This window comes from Agromyces molybdatiresistens, from assembly GCF_052748445.2.
Genome location: NZ_CM188258.1, coordinates 2970256 through 2985491 on the forward strand (window position 1 = coordinate 2970256; position 15236 = coordinate 2985491).

General features: G+C 70.0%; 23 protein-coding genes. 1 reads left to right on the forward strand and 22 read right to left on the reverse strand.

All coding sequences use genetic code 11. The annotated features are described in order from the left end of the window. Positions 1-2: 2 nt before the first annotated feature. From ptsP to ACULK2_RS13675, 3 genes are all read right to left on the reverse strand, one after another. Positions 3-1685, reverse strand: coding sequence for a phosphoenolpyruvate--protein phosphotransferase (ptsP, locus tag ACULK2_RS13665; protein ID WP_445968408.1), 1683 nt, complete (start codon positions 1683-1685; stop codon positions 3-5). A 45-nt stretch (positions 1686-1730) separates the two neighbouring features. Then, positions 1731-1997: an HPr family phosphocarrier protein gene (locus tag ACULK2_RS13670; protein WP_445968409.1), complete on the reverse strand. Its 267-nt coding sequence runs from the start codon at positions 1995-1997 to the stop codon at positions 1731-1733. A gap of 91 nt (positions 1998-2088) precedes the next feature. Further along, positions 2089-2397, reverse strand: coding sequence for a PTS sugar transporter subunit IIB (locus ACULK2_RS13675; RefSeq protein WP_445968410.1), 309 nt, complete (start codon positions 2395-2397; stop codon positions 2089-2091). Between the two features lie 241 nt (positions 2398-2638). On the opposite strand from ACULK2_RS13675, the gene ACULK2_RS13680 reads away from it, so the two are divergent. Continuing rightward, positions 2639-4543, forward strand: a complete 1905-nt coding sequence (locus ACULK2_RS13680) for a BglG family transcription antiterminator (RefSeq protein WP_445968411.1) — start codon at positions 2639-2641, stop codon at positions 4541-4543. A 57-nt stretch (positions 4544-4600) separates the two neighbouring features. Here the strand turns inward: ACULK2_RS13680 and map are convergent, their stop codons facing one another. The 19 genes from map to rplB all read right to left on the reverse strand — a co-directional run bounded on the left by map (position 4601) and on the right by rplB (position 15222). Then, on the reverse strand, positions 4601-5383 hold the full coding sequence (gene map, locus ACULK2_RS13685) for a type I methionyl aminopeptidase (protein WP_501045000.1): 783 nt from the start codon (positions 5381-5383) through the stop codon (positions 4601-4603). Between the two features lie 57 nt (positions 5384-5440). Continuing rightward, entirely contained in the window at positions 5441-6076 is a 636-nt protein-coding gene (locus ACULK2_RS13690; protein WP_445968413.1) for an adenylate kinase, read from the reverse strand. Continuing rightward, a complete protein-coding gene (gene secY / locus ACULK2_RS13695) occupies positions 6073-7395 on the reverse strand; it encodes a preprotein translocase subunit SecY (protein WP_445968414.1) in 1323 nt (440 codons plus the stop codon). Before secY ends, ACULK2_RS13690 begins: the two co-directional genes overlap by 4 nt. A 117-nt stretch (positions 7396-7512) precedes the next feature. Beyond that, positions 7513-8199 carry a 50S ribosomal protein L15 gene (gene rplO / locus ACULK2_RS13700; RefSeq protein WP_445968415.1) on the reverse strand — a complete coding sequence of 229 codons (687 nt, stop codon included), beginning with the start codon at positions 8197-8199 and terminating at the stop codon, positions 7513-7515. Beyond that, positions 8199-8384: a 50S ribosomal protein L30 gene (rpmD, locus tag ACULK2_RS13705; RefSeq protein WP_430647867.1), complete on the reverse strand. Its 186-nt coding sequence runs from the start codon at positions 8382-8384 to the stop codon at positions 8199-8201. The genes rplO and rpmD overlap by 1 nt, the downstream gene beginning before the upstream one ends. Beyond that, entirely contained in the window at positions 8384-9049 is a 666-nt protein-coding gene (gene rpsE, locus ACULK2_RS13710) for a 30S ribosomal protein S5 (RefSeq protein ID WP_445968416.1), read from the reverse strand. The genes rpmD and rpsE overlap by 1 nt, the downstream gene beginning before the upstream one ends. 44 nt (positions 9050-9093) lie before the next feature. Continuing rightward, positions 9094-9453, reverse strand: coding sequence for a 50S ribosomal protein L18 (gene rplR, locus ACULK2_RS13715; protein ID WP_430647865.1), 360 nt, complete (start codon positions 9451-9453; stop codon positions 9094-9096). 2 nt (positions 9454-9455) lie between these two features. Continuing rightward, a complete protein-coding gene (gene rplF, locus ACULK2_RS13720) occupies positions 9456-9992 on the reverse strand; it encodes a 50S ribosomal protein L6 (protein WP_155052800.1) in 537 nt (178 codons plus the stop codon). Positions 9993-9996: 4 nt separating this feature from the next. After that, positions 9997-10395 carry a 30S ribosomal protein S8 gene (gene rpsH / locus ACULK2_RS13725; RefSeq protein WP_129233342.1) on the reverse strand — a complete coding sequence of 133 codons (399 nt, stop codon included), beginning with the start codon at positions 10393-10395 and terminating at the stop codon, positions 9997-9999. A gap of 161 nt (positions 10396-10556) precedes the next feature. Then, positions 10557-11147, reverse strand: coding sequence for a 50S ribosomal protein L5 (gene rplE / locus ACULK2_RS13730; RefSeq protein ID WP_445968417.1), 591 nt, complete (start codon positions 11145-11147; stop codon positions 10557-10559). Then, positions 11147-11506, reverse strand: coding sequence for a 50S ribosomal protein L24 (rplX, locus tag ACULK2_RS13735; RefSeq protein WP_155052797.1), 360 nt, complete (start codon positions 11504-11506; stop codon positions 11147-11149). Before rplX ends, rplE begins: the two co-directional genes overlap by 1 nt. A 2-nt stretch (positions 11507-11508) precedes the next feature. After that, positions 11509-11877 carry a 50S ribosomal protein L14 gene (gene rplN / locus ACULK2_RS13740; RefSeq protein WP_129233339.1) on the reverse strand — a complete coding sequence of 123 codons (369 nt, stop codon included), beginning with the start codon at positions 11875-11877 and terminating at the stop codon, positions 11509-11511. Between the two features lie 33 nt (positions 11878-11910). After that, positions 11911-12213, reverse strand: a complete 303-nt coding sequence (gene rpsQ / locus ACULK2_RS13745) for a 30S ribosomal protein S17 (RefSeq protein WP_445968418.1) — start codon at positions 12211-12213, stop codon at positions 11911-11913. A 2-nt stretch (positions 12214-12215) separates the two neighbouring features. Beyond that, positions 12216-12530 carry a 50S ribosomal protein L29 gene (rpmC, locus tag ACULK2_RS13750; RefSeq protein WP_445968419.1) on the reverse strand — a complete coding sequence of 105 codons (315 nt, stop codon included), beginning with the start codon at positions 12528-12530 and terminating at the stop codon, positions 12216-12218. Then, positions 12530-12949: a 50S ribosomal protein L16 gene (gene rplP / locus ACULK2_RS13755; protein WP_129233336.1), complete on the reverse strand. Its 420-nt coding sequence runs from the start codon at positions 12947-12949 to the stop codon at positions 12530-12532. The genes rpmC and rplP overlap by 1 nt, the downstream gene beginning before the upstream one ends. A 2-nt stretch (positions 12950-12951) precedes the next feature. Beyond that, on the reverse strand, positions 12952-13698 hold the full coding sequence (rpsC, locus tag ACULK2_RS13760) for a 30S ribosomal protein S3 (protein WP_155052794.1): 747 nt from the start codon (positions 13696-13698) through the stop codon (positions 12952-12954). Then, the gene (gene rplV / locus ACULK2_RS13765) at positions 13698-14063 is read right to left on the reverse strand and encodes a 50S ribosomal protein L22 (protein WP_092668524.1); all 366 of its coding nucleotides are present in this window, start codon (positions 14061-14063) and stop codon (positions 13698-13700) included. The genes rpsC and rplV overlap by 1 nt, the downstream gene beginning before the upstream one ends. Before the next feature lie 25 nt (positions 14064-14088). Further along, on the reverse strand, positions 14089-14370 hold the full coding sequence (rpsS, locus tag ACULK2_RS13770) for a 30S ribosomal protein S19 (RefSeq protein ID WP_376950094.1): 282 nt from the start codon (positions 14368-14370) through the stop codon (positions 14089-14091). 12 nt (positions 14371-14382) lie between these two features. Beyond that, positions 14383-15222, reverse strand: a complete 840-nt coding sequence (gene rplB / locus ACULK2_RS13775; RefSeq protein WP_155842506.1) for a 50S ribosomal protein L2 — start codon at positions 15220-15222, stop codon at positions 14383-14385. Between the last annotated feature and the right edge of the window lie 14 nt (positions 15223-15236).

The window sequence follows — 15236 nt, forward strand, 5'->3', positions numbered from 1 at the left end:
GGTCACGGCACGGTCGTGCCGGTGGGGGTGGGTGCGGACTCGGCGGCCGCTTTCGCCGCCTGCTTCGCCTCGGCCGCTCCCTCTGCGGCCAGGGCTGCCCGGGCGATGCGCTCGGCATCCTCCCGGGTGTACCGCGCGAGGGAGGCGCGGACGTCTGCGAGTGCCGATGCGGACATCGACAGTGAGGTGGCGCCGAGGCCGACGAGGACCACGGCGAGGAGCGGGTCGGCGGCGGCCTCGCCGCAGATGCCGACGGGACGGCCGTCGACGCGGCCGGCATCCCCGACGTGCTTGACGAGGTGGAGCACGGACGGATGCCAGGCATCCTGCAGGTTCGCGACCGTGCCGAGCAGCCGGTCGGCCGCCATCGTGTACTGGGTGAGGTCGTTCGTGCCGATCGACGCGAAGTCGGCGACCTTCAGGATGTGTGCCGCGATCAGCGCCGCCGACGGGGTCTCGACCATCACGCCGGCGACCTTGATGCCGAGTTCGCGGCAGAGCCCGGTGAAGTACCGCGTCTCCTCGACGGTGGCGATCATCGGCGCCATGACCCACAGGTCGGCGTCGGTCGCGGCGTCCGCCGCGGCGAGCGCGGTGAGCTGCTCGCGCAGGATGACCTCGGAGTGGCGCAGGGCGCGGATCCCCCGCAGGCCGAGCGCGGGGTTCTCCTCCGGCGCGTCGTTGAGGAACGACAGGGGCTTGTCGGCTCCGGCGTCGAGCACGCGCACGACGACCTTCTTGCCGGCGAACGCCGAGAGCATGCGCGTGTACTGCGCCTGCTGGTCGGTGACGGATGGCGCGGTGTTCGCGTCGAGGAACAGGAACTCGGTCCGGAAGAGCCCGACGCCCTCAGCCCCGAGGGCGATCGCCTCCTCGGCGCCGTCGGCCGAGCCGAGGTTCGCCAGCAGCGGCACCGGGGTGCCGTCGGCGAGGGCACCGGGCGTGATCGGAGCGGCCGCGCGCGCCGCGCGCTCGGCGATCCGCTCCTGCGCGGCCACGACCTCGTCGGGAGCCGGCCCTTGGACGACGAGGTCGTTCTCGGCGTCGACGATCACGGTGTCGCCGTCGGCCAGGCCCGCGGCATCCGCTGCCCCGACGACCGCGACGATCGACTTCTCGCGGGCGAGGATCGCGGTGTGCGAGGTGGGGCCGCCGTCGATGGTGATGAGGCCGAGCACCTGCGTCAGGTCGAGGAGGGCCGTGTCGGCGGGTGCGAGGTCGCGCGCGACGAGCACGAACGGGTGGCCGGGGTTCGGCACGCCCGGCGCCGGCACCTTCAGCAGGTGCGCGACCACGCGCTGCGACACGTCGTCGAGGTCGGCGGCGCGCTCGCCCATGTAGCCGCCCATCGACGAGAGCAGGTCGCGGAACGCGGCGAACGCCTCGAACACGGCGCGTTCGGCGGTCTTGCCCTCGGCGAGCCGCTTCACGACGTCGTCCATGAGGGTCGGGTCCTCGGCCATCATCGCCTGCGCCTCGAGCACGTCCTGCGCGGCGCCGCCGGCCTGCGCGCCCTTCCGCTGCAGGTCGTCCGCGACGACCGACACCGACGCGCGGGCTCGCTCCTCCTCGCGGGCCGGATCGAGGTGGCTCGGTCGGTCAACCGGTTCCGGCAGCCGCTCCGCCATCCGTACGACCGGTCCGACGGCCACGCCCTGGCCGATGCCGGTGCCTCTGAACTCCATCACTCGCCCTCCCCGTTCGGTTCGATGGGCGACGGACGCCTCGGGCTACTCGTCGTGATCGGTGCTGAGCAGCTCGACGAGCTCGTCGAGCACGCGCTGCTCGTCGCCGCCGTCGACGGCCACGGTGACCTCGTCGCCGTGGTCGATGCCCTGCGAGATGACGGCGAGGATGCTCGCCGCGTTGACGGGAGCGCCTCCCGCCTTCGTGATCGTGACACTGGCCCCCGATGCTGCGGCGGCCTGCGTGAACAGCTTGGCCGGCCTGGCGTGCAGTCCGTGGCTCGATCCGACTCGAACAGTGCGCTCCACCATGTCTCCGGCCTCCGTCGCTGGTGTCCGTTCCCGTGTTCACCATAGACCCGCGGCCTCGCGCAGGGAACGGGATTGCGCGGCGTGGGCGTGTTCATGCTCGGGCTCCGGCGATCGCGATCGCGAGATCCAGTGCCGCGTCGCCGTCCAGCGTGCGGGTCTCGTCGGGCAGCACGGCGAAGGGCACGGATGCCTCGAGCGCGAGCTGCTGCACCGATCCGAGCTGCGGCACGAGGTGCACGCCGACGAGCAGCGCGTCGGCGCCAGCGAGCGCCTCGGCGAGGGTCTGCTCCCCCGCCGCCCGGACGTCGGCGGCGATGCCGCGCGCCTCGGCGGCGCGTCTGATGCGCAGCGCGGCGAAGGTGCTCGACGCACCCGCTCCGCACACCACGACGATCCGCATCGCCTGCCTCCTCGCCCGGCTTCGCCCGGTCCTCTTCGATCGGTCACGGCGGATGCCGCGAACATCCCGAGTCTGCTCCGGTCGCCGCGGCCGCCGCCAACAGATCGCTTTCCGGGCCCCCGGAAGATGCGCGGCAACCGCTCCCCCGCCGCGGCGGCAGGTGGTTGACTGGGCTGCACCCCGCCCGACGCACGTGCGAGCCGAGCGGGCGATGGTCGCGGGGATCGAAAGCGAGCGGAACGTGCCGGAGAACTGGGAGCGCCTCGTCGAGGCCCTCGCCGACGACGACGGCGCGGTGACGGCGGCGCGGCTCGCGGATCGCCTCGGCGTGTCCGACCGCACGGTCCGGTCCTACGTCGCGCAGGCCAACCGCACGGGCGAGGTGGTCGTCGAGTCGGGACCCGACGGGTACCGCCTCGACCGGTCCGCGTGGGCGCGAGTGCTGCACGCGCGGTCGGCGACGGCCGCTGCCGGGAGTCCCGACGGCCGGCGGGCCAGCCTCATCCGCGACCTCGTCGACGCGCCGGACGGCCTCGACGTGCACGAGGTTGCCGAGACGGCGCACGTCAGCGAGTCGACGGTCGAGGCCGACCTCGGGCGCGTGCGCGCCCGGCTGCGGGGCACGGGCCTCTCGCTGGCGCGCGACGGCAGCCGGGTTCAGCTCGTCGGTCCGGAGACCGCGATGCGCCGGCTCCTCGGCTCGCTCGTGCGCGAGGAGAGCCGGCGCGGCATCCGAGACCTCTCCTCCCTCCGCGCCGGATTCCCATCGATGGAGCCCTTCCGCACCGCGCTGGTCTCGGGCCTGCGCGACGCGGGCTACGCGCCCAACGAGTACGCGCTCGACGACGTGCTGCTGCACGTGGCGATCGCGCTCGACCGGGTCGGACGCGATCGCGTGCTCGGCCCGACGGGCGGAGCGGCGACCTCCGCAACCGGCACCGTGCCGACCGGGGCGGCTCCTGGCGACGCTGGCGGTGCCCCGAGCACCGCGCGGTCCGACCTCGCCGTGCTCCTCGACCGACGCGTGCGCGCCGAGTTCGACGTCCGCCTGCCGCCCGCCGAGCTCGAGCACCTCGCGCGCCTGGTCGGCACGCGCGTCGCCACCTCCCGGATCGGGCCCGCCCGCGACGAGGTCGTCCGCGAGATCGTGGCGCGGATCTCCCGGGACTGGCTCGTCGAGCTCGGCGACGACCGCTTCATCGAGCGCCTCGCGCTCCACGTCGAGAACCTCGCCGCGCGCGCCGCCGAGCAGAGCTACTCGCGCAATCCGCTGACCGCGTCCATCAAGTCGGCGTACCCGATGATCTACGACCTCGCGGTGTACCTCGCGAGCGAGCTCGCGCGACTCGAGGGCATCACGGTCAACGACGACGAGATCGCCTACCTCGCGATGCACCTCGGCGCGCAGCTCGAGCGGACCCGCTCGCGTGGGGACGTGGTCCGCGTCGCGGTCGACGTGCCGGAGTACCACGACGCCCGGCAGCTGCTCGTCGACCGGCTGCGCGGCGCGCTCGGCGACGAGGCCGACCTGGTCGACGGCGACCCCTCCGAGGCCGATCTCGTCGTCGCGGTGCTCGCGCCCGCCTCGCCGATGCCCGCCGTCGTCACCGTCGCGCCCTTCCCTACCGCCGACGACATCGACCGCGTCCGCGCCGAGGTCGCCCGCCTCCGCCGCGGCCGACGTCGCGCGCGGCTGGCCTCCACGCTCTCGCACACGATCGGCCCCGAGCTCTTCGTACGCGGTGTCGGCGGCCGCGACCGCGAGGCGGTGATCCGCCTGCTCGGCGACCGGCTCATCGACGCGGGCGTCATCGACGAGGCGTACGTCGAGGGCGCCCTCGAGCGCGAGCGCATGTCGTCGACCGCATTCACCGACCTCCTCGCCGTTCCCCACGCCATGGCGATGACCGCGACCCGCAGCGCGATCGCGATCGCGATCGACGAGCGGGCGATCGAGTGGGGCGATGCCAACGTGCACGTGGTCGCGCTCATCGCGTTCGCCGAGGACGGACGAGCCGAGTTCCAGGCGGTCTTCGACCAGTTCGTCGAGGCGTTCTCCGAGCCGGAGAACGTCCGCCGCCTGGTCCGCGGCGCGAACGACTACACCGGCCTGCTGGCGGAGCTGTCCGGCCTCATGTCGACCTGACGGATGCGGTCGACCTGACGGATGCCGTCGACCTGACGGATGCCGCGCAGCGGGCGGTCAGGGGATCGGCACGGGCCGCACGCCGTAGGGGGCGAGCCCGGCGGCCCCGCCGTCTGCAGCCGTGAGCACCCAGATGCCGTCGGCGTGCACGGCCACGCTGTGCTCGGCGTGCGCGCCGTCGCCGCCGTCCGCGGTCGCGACGGTCCAGCCGTCGTCGCGCACGAACGTCGCCGGGTCGCCCGAGGTGATCATCGGCTCGATCGCGACGACGAGCCCGGGCCGCACGCGCGGCCCGCGGCCCCGCACCGCGTGGTTGTAGACCGACGGATCCTCGTGCATCGCGCGGCCGATGCCGTGGCCGCCGTAGCCCTCGAGGATGCCGTAGTCGCCCGAGGCCTCGACGGACGCCTCGACGGCGTCACCCACCTCGTTCAGGTGGCTCGCCGAGGCGAGCGCGGCGATCCCGGCCCAGAGCGACCGATCGGCCGCCGCGGCGAGCTGCTCGCGCGCGAGCACCACGTCGGGGCGGGCCGGGTCCGGGAGGACCACGGTGAACGCGGCGTCGCCGTTCCATCCGTCGACCTCGGCACCGCCGTCGACCGAGACGATGTCACCGGGCCGGAACGGGCGGTCGCCCGGTATGCCGTGCACGACGTCGTCGTCGACCGACACGCAGAGCGCGTGGCCGTAGCCCGGGACGAGCCGGAAGTTCGAGCGACCGCCGCGGGCGGCGATCACCGCGTCGGCGATGGCGTCGAGCTCGAGCGGGGTCGCGCCGACCACGAGCCGCTCGCGCGCGGCCGCGAGCAGCGCCGCGGTCGCCTCGCCGGCCGGCACCATGGCACGGAGTTCGGCGGGGGTCTTGAGCCTCAGTCGGCCGAACACCCGGTGCGCCGGTTACGCGGCGCCGGCGCTGCGACGGGCTGCGCCGTCGCCGTTCGGCTGCAGGCCGCGCTCGGCGAGCGCCGCGAAGATGCGCTCGGTGACCTCGTCGAGCGTGCCCACGCCGTCGATGCGGACGACCAGGCCGTGCTCGCGGTAGACGTCGAGGATGGGAGCCGTCTCGCGCTCGTAGATCGCGAGTCGGTTGGCGATGACCTCTTCGGTGTCATCGGTGCGGCCCTGGTCGATGGCGCGCTGTCGGAGCCGGGTGATCGACTCGTCGCGCGGCACCTCGAGCTCGATGACGGCGTCGAGCGACTCGCCCCGGCCCGAGAGGAAGGCCTCGAGGTCGTCGACCTGCCCGCGGTTGCGCGGGTACCCGTCGAGGAGGAAGCCGCGCGCGGCATCCGACTGCTCGAGGCGGTCGCGCACGAGCTCGCTCGTCAGCGCGTCGGGCACGAGGTCGCCGGCCTCGATGATCGCCTGGACGCGCTTGCCGAGCTCGGTGCCGCCCGTGACGTTCTCGCGGAAGATGTCGCCGGTGGCCACCTGCGGGACGCCGAACGCCTGGGCCACGAGCACGCCCTGCGTGCCCTTGCCCGAGCCCTGCGGGCCGACGATCAGGAAGCGGGCGGAGGAGCGTTGCGTCATCGGAGGAGTCCTTCGTAGTGGCGCTGCTGGAGCTGGGCGTCGATCTGCTTCACGGTCTCGAGGCCGACGCCCACGATGATCAGGATCGACGCGCCGCCGAACGGGAAGTTCTGGTTCGCGCCGAACCACGAGAACGCGACGAGCGGCAGGAGCGCGATGAGGCCCAGGTAGATCGAGCCGGGGAGCGTGATGCGCGTGAGCACGTAGTCGAGGTACTCGGCGGTCGGTCGGCCGGCACGGATGCCGGGGATGAACCCGCCGTACTTCTTCATGTTCTCGGCGACCTCGTCGGGGTTGAACGTGATCGCGACGTAGAAGTACGTGAAGCCGACGATGAGCAGGAAGTACAGGAGCATGTAGAGCGGGTGGTCACCCTGCGTGAGGTAGTTGGTGATCCAGACGACCCAGGGCTGCGGCTCCTCGCCCGCCGCGGGCTGGTTGAACTGCGCGATGAGCGCGGGCAGGTAGAGCAACGACGAGGCGAAGATGACGGGCACGACGCCGGCCATGTTCACCTTGATCGGGATGTAGGTGTTGTTGCCGCCGTACGTGCGGCGCCCGACCATGCGCTTGGCGTACTGGACCGGTACGCGGCGCTGCGACTGCTCGACGAAGACGACCGCGACGACCACGAGCAGGCCGATCGCGATCACGAGTGCGAAGACGTCCCAACCACGGGCGACGCCGATCGCCCAGAGCGAGGTCGGGAACGTCGCGGCGATCGAGGTGAAGATGAGCAGCGACATGCCGTTGCCGACGCCGCGCTCGGTGACGAGCTCGCCCATCCACATGATGAGGCCGGTGCCGGCGGTCATGGTGACGACCATGAGCAGGATCGCGTACCAGGCGTCGTTCGTGATGAGCTGCGAGCACGCGGGGTCGGAGTTCGCCGGGAACAGCGCGCCCGAGCGGGCCACCGTGATGAGCGTCGTCGACTGGAGGACGCCGAGCGCGATCGTCAGGTAGCGCGTGTACTGCGTGAGACGGGCCTGGCCGGACTGGCCCTCCTTGTAGAGGGTCTCGAAGTGCGGGATGACCACGCGCAGCAGCTGCACGATGATCGAGGCCGTGATGTACGGCATGATGCCCAGCGCGAAGATCGACAGCTGGAGCAGGGCGCCGCCCGAGAACAGGTTGACGAGCTCGTAGAGGCCCGACGCACCCTGGTTCGCCGCGAGACACTGCTGGACGTTGCCGAAGTCCACGAACGGCGCCGGGATGAACGAGCCGAGGCGGAACAGGGCGATGATGCCCAGCGTGAACCCGATCTTCCGGCGAAGGTCGGGGGTGCGGAAGATCCGCCCGATGGCGTTGAACACTCGTCCTCCTGTTACTGACGCCGCAGTCAGCATGAATGCGGCTCGAGCCTGTCGAGACCCCCGTGAATCATACGCGAGGTCCCGACAGGCTCGAATTCCGTGTGTGGTGCAGTGGCCTTACTTGACCGAGCCGCCGGCGGCGACGATCTTCTGCTCCGCGGAGCCGGAGACCTTGTCGACCTCGACGTTGAGCTTCACCTGGATGTCGCCGTTGCCGAGCACCTTGACGCGCTCGTTCTTGCGGACCGCACCCTTCGCCACGAGGTCGGCGACGGTGACGTCGCCGCCCTTCGGGTAGAGCTCGGCGAGCTTGTCCAGGTTGACCACCTGGTACTCGACCCGGAACGGGTTCTTGAAGCCGCGGAGCTTCGGCGCACGCATGTGGTACGGAAGCTGGCCGCCCTCGAAGCCGGGGCGGATGTTGTTGCGGGCCTTCGAACCCTTGGTGCCGCGACCGGCGGTCTTGCCCTTCGAACCCTCACCGCGTCCGACGCGGGTCTTGTCCTTCTTGGCACCGGGGGCCGGGCGCAGGTGGTGCACCTTGAGCACCGGCTCGCGCACGACGTCCTCGGACTCCTTCTTGGCGGCGGCCTTCTTGGCCGGGGCCTTCGCCGGCGCCTTCTTCGCGGGGGCCTTCTCGGCCTTCGCGTCGTCGGACTCGGCGGCGGCCTTGGCCGGAGCCTTCTTCTCGGCAGCCGGCTTCGCGGCGGCCTTCTTCTCGGCAGCCGGCTTCGCGGCGGCCTTCTTCGCGGGAGCCTTCTTCGGGGTCTCCTCGGCGGCGACGTCCTTCTTCTCGTCGGCCATTAGTCGATCTCCTCAACCGTCACGAGGTGGGCGACCGTCTTCACGTAGCCGCGCACCTGGGGGGTGTCCTCGCGAACGACGCTCTGGCCGATCTTCTTGAGACCGAGGCTGCGCAGCGTGTCGCGCTGGTTCTGCTTCTCGCTCACCTTGGACTTGATCTGGGTCACCTTGAGCTGCTTGGCCATCAGGCACCTGCCTTCGCTGCTGCGGCGGCCTCGGCCGCCTGGGCCTCGGCACGCAGGAGACGGGCCGGCGCGACCTCGTCGTAGTCGAGACCACGACGGGCGGCGACGGCGCGGGGCTCCTCGAGCTGCTTCAGCGCCTCGACCGTGGCGTGCACGATGTTGATGGTGTTCGACGAACCGAGCGACTTGCTCAGCACGTCGTGGATGCCGGCGCACTCGAGCACGGCACGCACCGGGCCACCGGCGATGACACCGGTACCGGGCGACGCCGGGCGCAGCAGGACGACACCGGCGGCCGCCTCACCCTGCACGGGGTGCGGGATGGTCGCGCCGACGCGGGGGACGCGGAAGAAGTTCTTCTTCGCCTCCTCGACGCCCTTCGAGATCGCGGTCGGGACCTCGCGCGCCTTGCCGTAGCCGACGCCGACCAGGCCGTTGCCGTCGCCCACGACGACGAGCGCCGTGAAGCTGAAGCGACGGCCGCCCTTGACGACCTTGGAGACGCGGTTGATGGTGACCACGCGCTCGAGGAACTGGCTCTTCTCGGCGTCGCGGTCGCGACGGTCGCGGCCCTGGCCGCGGTCGCGGCCGCCACGACGGCCCTCGCGCTCGTTGCGCGGCGGCTCCGAGGAAGCTGCCGTCTCGACGGGTGCCTCTGCGACCACGTCGGTCTCCTTCACAGTGCCCTGATTCTCAGTGCTTGCAGTGCTCACAGGCTCAGTCCTGCCTCTCGCGCTCCGTCGGCGATCGCGGCGACGCGACCGGCGTACTTGTTGCCGCCGCGGTCGAACACGACTGCGTCGATGCCGGCCTGCTTCGCACGCTCGGCGACGAGCTCGCCGACCTTCTTCGCCTTGGCGGTCTTGTCACCCTCGAATGCACGGAGGTCGGCCTCCATGGTCGAGGCGGATGCCACGGTGTGGCCCTTGCTGTCGTCGACGACCTGCACGAAGACGTGGCGGGCCGAACGCGTCACCACGAGACGGGGACGCAGCTCGGTGCCGACGATCTTCTTGCGAAGCCGGGTGTGGCGGCGCGAACGCGCAGCCGACTTGCTCTTGACGGCCATGATTACTTACCAGCCTTTCCGGCCTTGCGACGCACGACCTCGCCGGCGTAGCGGATGCCCTTGCCCTTGTAGGGCTCGGGCTTCTTGATCTTGCGGATGTTGGCGGCGGTCTCACCGACGGCCTGCTTCGAGATGCCCGAGACGGTGATCTTGTTGTTGCCCTCGACGGTCAGCGTGATGCCGGCCGGCGGCTCGACGGTGACCGGGTGCGAGAAGCCGAGCGCGAACTCGACCGCGCTGCCCTTCTGCGCGACGCGGTACCCGGTGCCGACGATCTCGAGGCCCTTGGAGTAGCCCTGGGTGACGCCGAGGATGTCGTTGGCGATGAGGGTGCGGGTGAGACCGTGCAGCGAGCGCGACTCGCGCTCGTCGTCGGGGCGCGTGACGAGGACCTGGTTGTCCTCGACCTTGACCTCGATGGGCTGCGCGACGGTCAGCGCGAGCTCGCCCTTCGGGCCCTTCACGGTGACGGCGCGGCCGTCGACCTTGACGTCGACACCGGCGGGGATGTCGATGGGAAGTCGTCCGATTCGTGACATGGATCTACCACACGTAGGCGAGGACTTCCCCACCCACGCCCTTCTTCTCGGCCTGGCGGTCGGTCAGCAGACCGCTGGAAGTTGACAGGATCGCGACGCCGAGGCCGCCGAGCACCTTGGGGATCTCGGTCGACTTCGCGTACACGCGGAGGCCGGGCTTCGACACGCGCTTGATGCCCGCGATCGAACGCTCGCGGTTGGGGCCGAACTTGAGCTGCAGCGTCAGCGTCTTGCCCACGCGCGCGTCGGCGACCTCGAAGCCGGAGATGTATCCCTCGGACTTGAGGATCTCGGCGATGTGGCCCTTGAGCTTCGAGTGCGGCATCGACACGGTGTCGTGGTGCGCGGAGTTGGCGTTGCGCAGGCGCGTCAGCATGTCAGCGACCGGGTCGGTCATCGTCATGACAGTGGTTCCTTACGTTCACCAGGTTTCAGGACCCGTTACACGGGGACTGACCTGTGGTGGTGGAGATGCGCGGTTGCGCATCCCCGAATGCCGTGCCGGGCGGGCTCCCGGATTCCTCCCGGAGCCCGACCCGTGCGGGCACAAACTCGTAGAGTCTACTACGCGTTGTCGACCGTCTTGAACGGGAAGCCGAGCGCCTTGAGGAGCGCGCGACCCTCGTCGTCCGACTTGGCGGTGGTCACCACGGTGATGTCCATGCCGCGGACGCGGTCGATCTTGTCCTGGTCGATCTCGTGGAACACGGACTGCTCCGTGAGACCGAAGGTGTAGTTGCCGGTGCCGTCGAACTGCTGGTCCGAGAGGCCGCGGAAGTCGCGGATACGGGGCAGCGCGAGCGAGAGCAGGCGGTCGAGGAACTCCCACATCCGGTCGCCGCGCAGCGTGACGTGCGCACCGATCGGCTGACCCTCGCGCAGCTTGAACTGCGCGATGGACTTGCGGGCCTTGGTGACCTGCGGCTTCTGGCCGGTGATCTTCGTGAGGTCGGCGATGGCGCCGTCGATGACCTTGCCATCGCGCGCGGCCTCGCCGACACCCATGTTGACGACGATCTTCGTCAGGCCGGGGACCTGGTGCGGGTTGGTGTACCCGTTCGCCTCGGTCAGGGCCTTCGTGATCTCGGTCTTGTACTTCTGCTTGAGGCGCGGCTGGATCTTGCCAGCCGGCGCGGCAGTCGCGGTGTCAGTCATTACAGGTCCTTACCTGACTTCTTGGCGTAGCGGACGCGGACCGTCTTCTCGACGCCGTCCTTGGTGACCGTCTCGGTACGGAATCCGACACGGGTCGGCTTCTTCGTCTCCGGGTCGACGATCGCGACGTTGGACACGTGGATCGGGGCCTCATGGGTCTCGATGCCGCCGGTCTTGGTGCCGCGCTGGGTCTGGCCGACGCGAACGTGCTTGGTGACGTAGTTCACGCCCTCGACCACGACGCGGTTCTGGTCGACCAGGACCTCGATGACACGACCCTGCTTGCCGCGGTCTCCACCGCGAGCCTGGCTGCGGCCCGAGATGACCTCGACGAGGTCGCCCTTCTTGATCTTCGCCATGGTTACAGCACCTCCGGCGCCAGCGAGATGATCTTCATGAACTTCTTGTCGCGAAGCTCCCGGCCGACCGGCCCGAAGATGCGGGTGCCACGGGGGTCACCGTCGTTCTTGAGGATCACCGCGGCGTTCTCGTCGAACTTGATGTAGGAGCCGTCGGGGCGACGGGTCTCCTTCACGGTGCGGACGATGACGGCCTTGACCACATCGCCCTTCTTCACGTTGCCGCCCGGGATCGCGTCCTTGACGGTGGCGACGATGACGTCGCCCAGGCCCGCGTAGCGGCGGCTGGAACCGCCGAGCACGCGGATGGTGAGCAGCTCCTTGGCGCCCGTGTTGTCGGCGACCTTGAGCCGGGATTCCTGCTGAATCACTTCGTACTCCTTCTGGGAAGCAAGCCCGGGGGCTTACTTGGCCTTCTCGACGATCTCGACCAGGCGCCAGCGCTTGGTGGCGCTGAGCGGGCGGGTCTCGGAGATCACGACGAGGTCGCCGATGCCGGCGGTGTTCTGCTCGTCGTGCGCCTTGACCTTGGACGTACGGCGGATGACCTTGCCGTACAGCGGGTGCTTCACGCGGTCCTCGACCTCGACGACGATGGTCTTGTCCATCTTGTCGCTGACGACGTAGCCGCGACGGACCTTGCGGTACCCGCGGACGAGCTCGGCCGTCTCGGCGACCTCGGCCGCAGCCTTCTTGGTCTCAGCCATGATCAGGCCTCCTTCGTCTCGGCCTCGGTCGCCTCAGCGGCCTTGGCCTTCTTCGTCTTCTTCGCGGGCGCTGCGGGCGCCTCGACCGGCGCGGGCGTGGCACGGATGCCGAGCTCGCGCTCACGGATGACCGTGTAGATGCGGGCGATGTCGCGCTTCACGGCACGCAGGCGGCCGTGGCTCTCGAGCTGACCGGTGGCGGCCTGGAAGCGGAGGTTGAACAGCTCCTCCTTGGCCTTCTTCAGCTCGTCGACGAGACGCTCGTCCTCGAAGGTGTCGAGCTCGGTCACAGCGAGCTCCTTGGAACCGACGGCCATTATGCGTCGCCCTCCTCGCGCTTGATGATGCGTGCCTTGAGGGGCAGCTTGTGGATTGCACGGGTCATGGCCTCGCGAGCGAGTTCCTCGGAGACGCCCGAGACCTCGAAGAGGACCCGGCCCGGCTTGACGTTGGCGACCCACCACTCGGGCGAACCCTTACCGGAACCCATGCGGGTCTCGGCCGGCTTCTTCGTGAGCGGACGGTCGGGGTAGATGTTGATCCACACCTTGCCGCCACGCTTGATGTGACGCGTCATGGCGATACGAGCGGACTCGATCTGACGGTTCGTCACGTAAGCGGGGCTCAGGGCCTGGATGCCGTACTCGCCGAAGGAGACCTTCGTGCCGCCGGTGGCCTGGCCCGAACGGCCGGGGTGGTGCTGCTTGCGGTACTTGACTCGACGGGGAATCAACATGGTTATGCCTCAACTCCTGCTGCGGCCGCCTCCTGCGCGCGGGGCGCGCGGCGACGGTCGTTACGGTCACGCGACGGCTTCTGGGCGGCCTGCTCGCGGGCGAGCTCCTTGTTGGTGATGTCGCCCTTGTAGATCCAGACCTTCACGCCGATGCGGCCGAACGTGGTCTTGGCCTCGTAGAAGCCGTAGTCGATGTTCGCGCGGAGCGTGTGCAGCGGCACGCGACCCTCGCGGTAGAACTCCGAGCGGCTCATCTCGGCGCCGCCGAGGCGGCCCGAGACCTGGATGCGGACGCCCTTGGCGCCGGCGCGCTGCGCGCCCTGCAGGCCCTTGCGCATCGCGCGGCGGAAGGCCACGCGTGCGGAGAGCTGCTCGGCGATGCCCTGCGCGACGAGCTGGGCGTCGGCCTCGGGGTTCTTGACCTCGAGGATGTTGAGCTGGATCTGCTTGCCGGTGAGCTTCTCGAGGTCGGCGCGGATGCGCTCGGCCTCGGCGCCGCGGCGGCCGATCACGATACCCGGGCGAGCCGTGTGGATGTCCACGCGGACGCGGTCGCGGGTGCGCTCGATCTCGATGCGCGAGACTCCCGCGCGGTCGAGCGACGTCTGGAGCAGGCGACGGATCTTGACGTCCTCGGCGAGGTAGTCGGCGTAGCGCTGTCCGGGCTTCGTCGAGTCGGAGAACCACCGCGACACATGGTCGGTGGTGATGCCGAGACGGAAGCCGTACGGGTTGACCTTCTGACCCATTACTTCGTACCCTCCTCGGGCGTGCCGAGCACGATGGTGATGTGGCTCGTGCGCTTGTTGATGCGGAAGGCACGACCCTGCGCGCGCGGCTGGAATCGCTTGAGGGTGGTGCCCTCGTCGACGAATGCCGTCTTCACGTAGAGGTCCTGCTCGTCCAGGTAGGTGTTCGTGGCATCGGCCTTGACGCGAGCATTCGCGATGGCCGAGGCGACGAGCTTGTACACCGGCTCGCTCGCACCCTGCGGGGCGAACTTCAGGATGGCCAGGGCCTCCTGTGCCTGCTTGCCGCGGATCAGGTTGACGACGCGGCGGGCCTTCATGGGGGTCACGCGGATGTGACGCACGCGGGCGATCGACTCCACCATTTCTCTCCTCCTTCACGCCACCGCGTCAGCGGCGGCGGCCCTTCTTGTCGTCCTTCACGTGTCCACGGAAGGTGCGGGTGGGTGCGAACTCGCCGAGCTTGTGGCCCACCATGGTCTCGGTGACGAACACCGGGATGTGCTTGCGGCCGTCGTGCACGGCGATCGTGTGGCCGAGCATGGCCGGGACGATCATCGAGCGACGCGACCACGTCTTGATGACGTTCTTCGAACCCGCTTCGTTCTGCGTGGCGACCTTGCGAAGCAGGTGCTCGTCGACGAAGGGGCCCTTCTTGAGGCTGCGAGGCATCTTCTCTTACTCCTACTTGCGCTTCTTGCCGACGGTGCGACGACGGACGATGAGCTTGTCGCTCTCCTTGTTGGGGCGACGGGTGCGACCCTCGGGCTGACCCCAGGGGCTCACCGGGTGACGACCACCGGAGGTCTTGCCCTCACCACCACCGTGCGGGTGGTCGATCGGGTTCATCGCGACACCGCGGACGGTCGGGCGGACGCCCTTCCAGCGCTTGCGGCCGGCCTTGCCCCAGTTGATGTTCGACTGCTCGGCGTTGCCGACCTCGCCGACGGTCGCGCGGCAGCGCGCGTCGACGTTGCGGATCTCGCCCGACGGCAGGCGGAGCTGCGCGTAGGGGCCGTCCTTCGCGACCAGGCGCACCGAGGCGCCGGCCGAGCGGGCCATCTTCGCGCCGCCGCCGGGGCGGAGCTCGATGGCGTGGATGACGGTACCGGTCGGGATGTTGCGCAGCGGCAGGTTGTTGCCGGGCTTGATGTCGGCGGCCGGGCCCGACTCCACGAGGTCGCCCTGCTTGAGCTTGTCGGGAGCGATGATGTAGCGCTTGGTGCCGTCCACGAAGTGCAGCAGCGCGATGCGCGCGGTGCGGTTCGGGTCGTACTCGATGTGCGCGACCTTGGCGGGCACGCCGTCCTTGTCGTTGCGACGGAAGTCGATGACGCGGTACTGGCGCTTGTGGCCGCCGCCGACGTGGCGGGTGGTGATGCGGCCCTGGTTGTTGCGACCACCGGACTTCGAGAGCGGGCGGAGCAGCGACTTCTCGGGCGTCGAGCGCGTGATCTCGGCGAAGTCGGCGACCGACGAACCGCGACGACCCGGGGTCGTGGGCTTGTACTTGCGAATAGCCATAGTGAGGTTCCTCT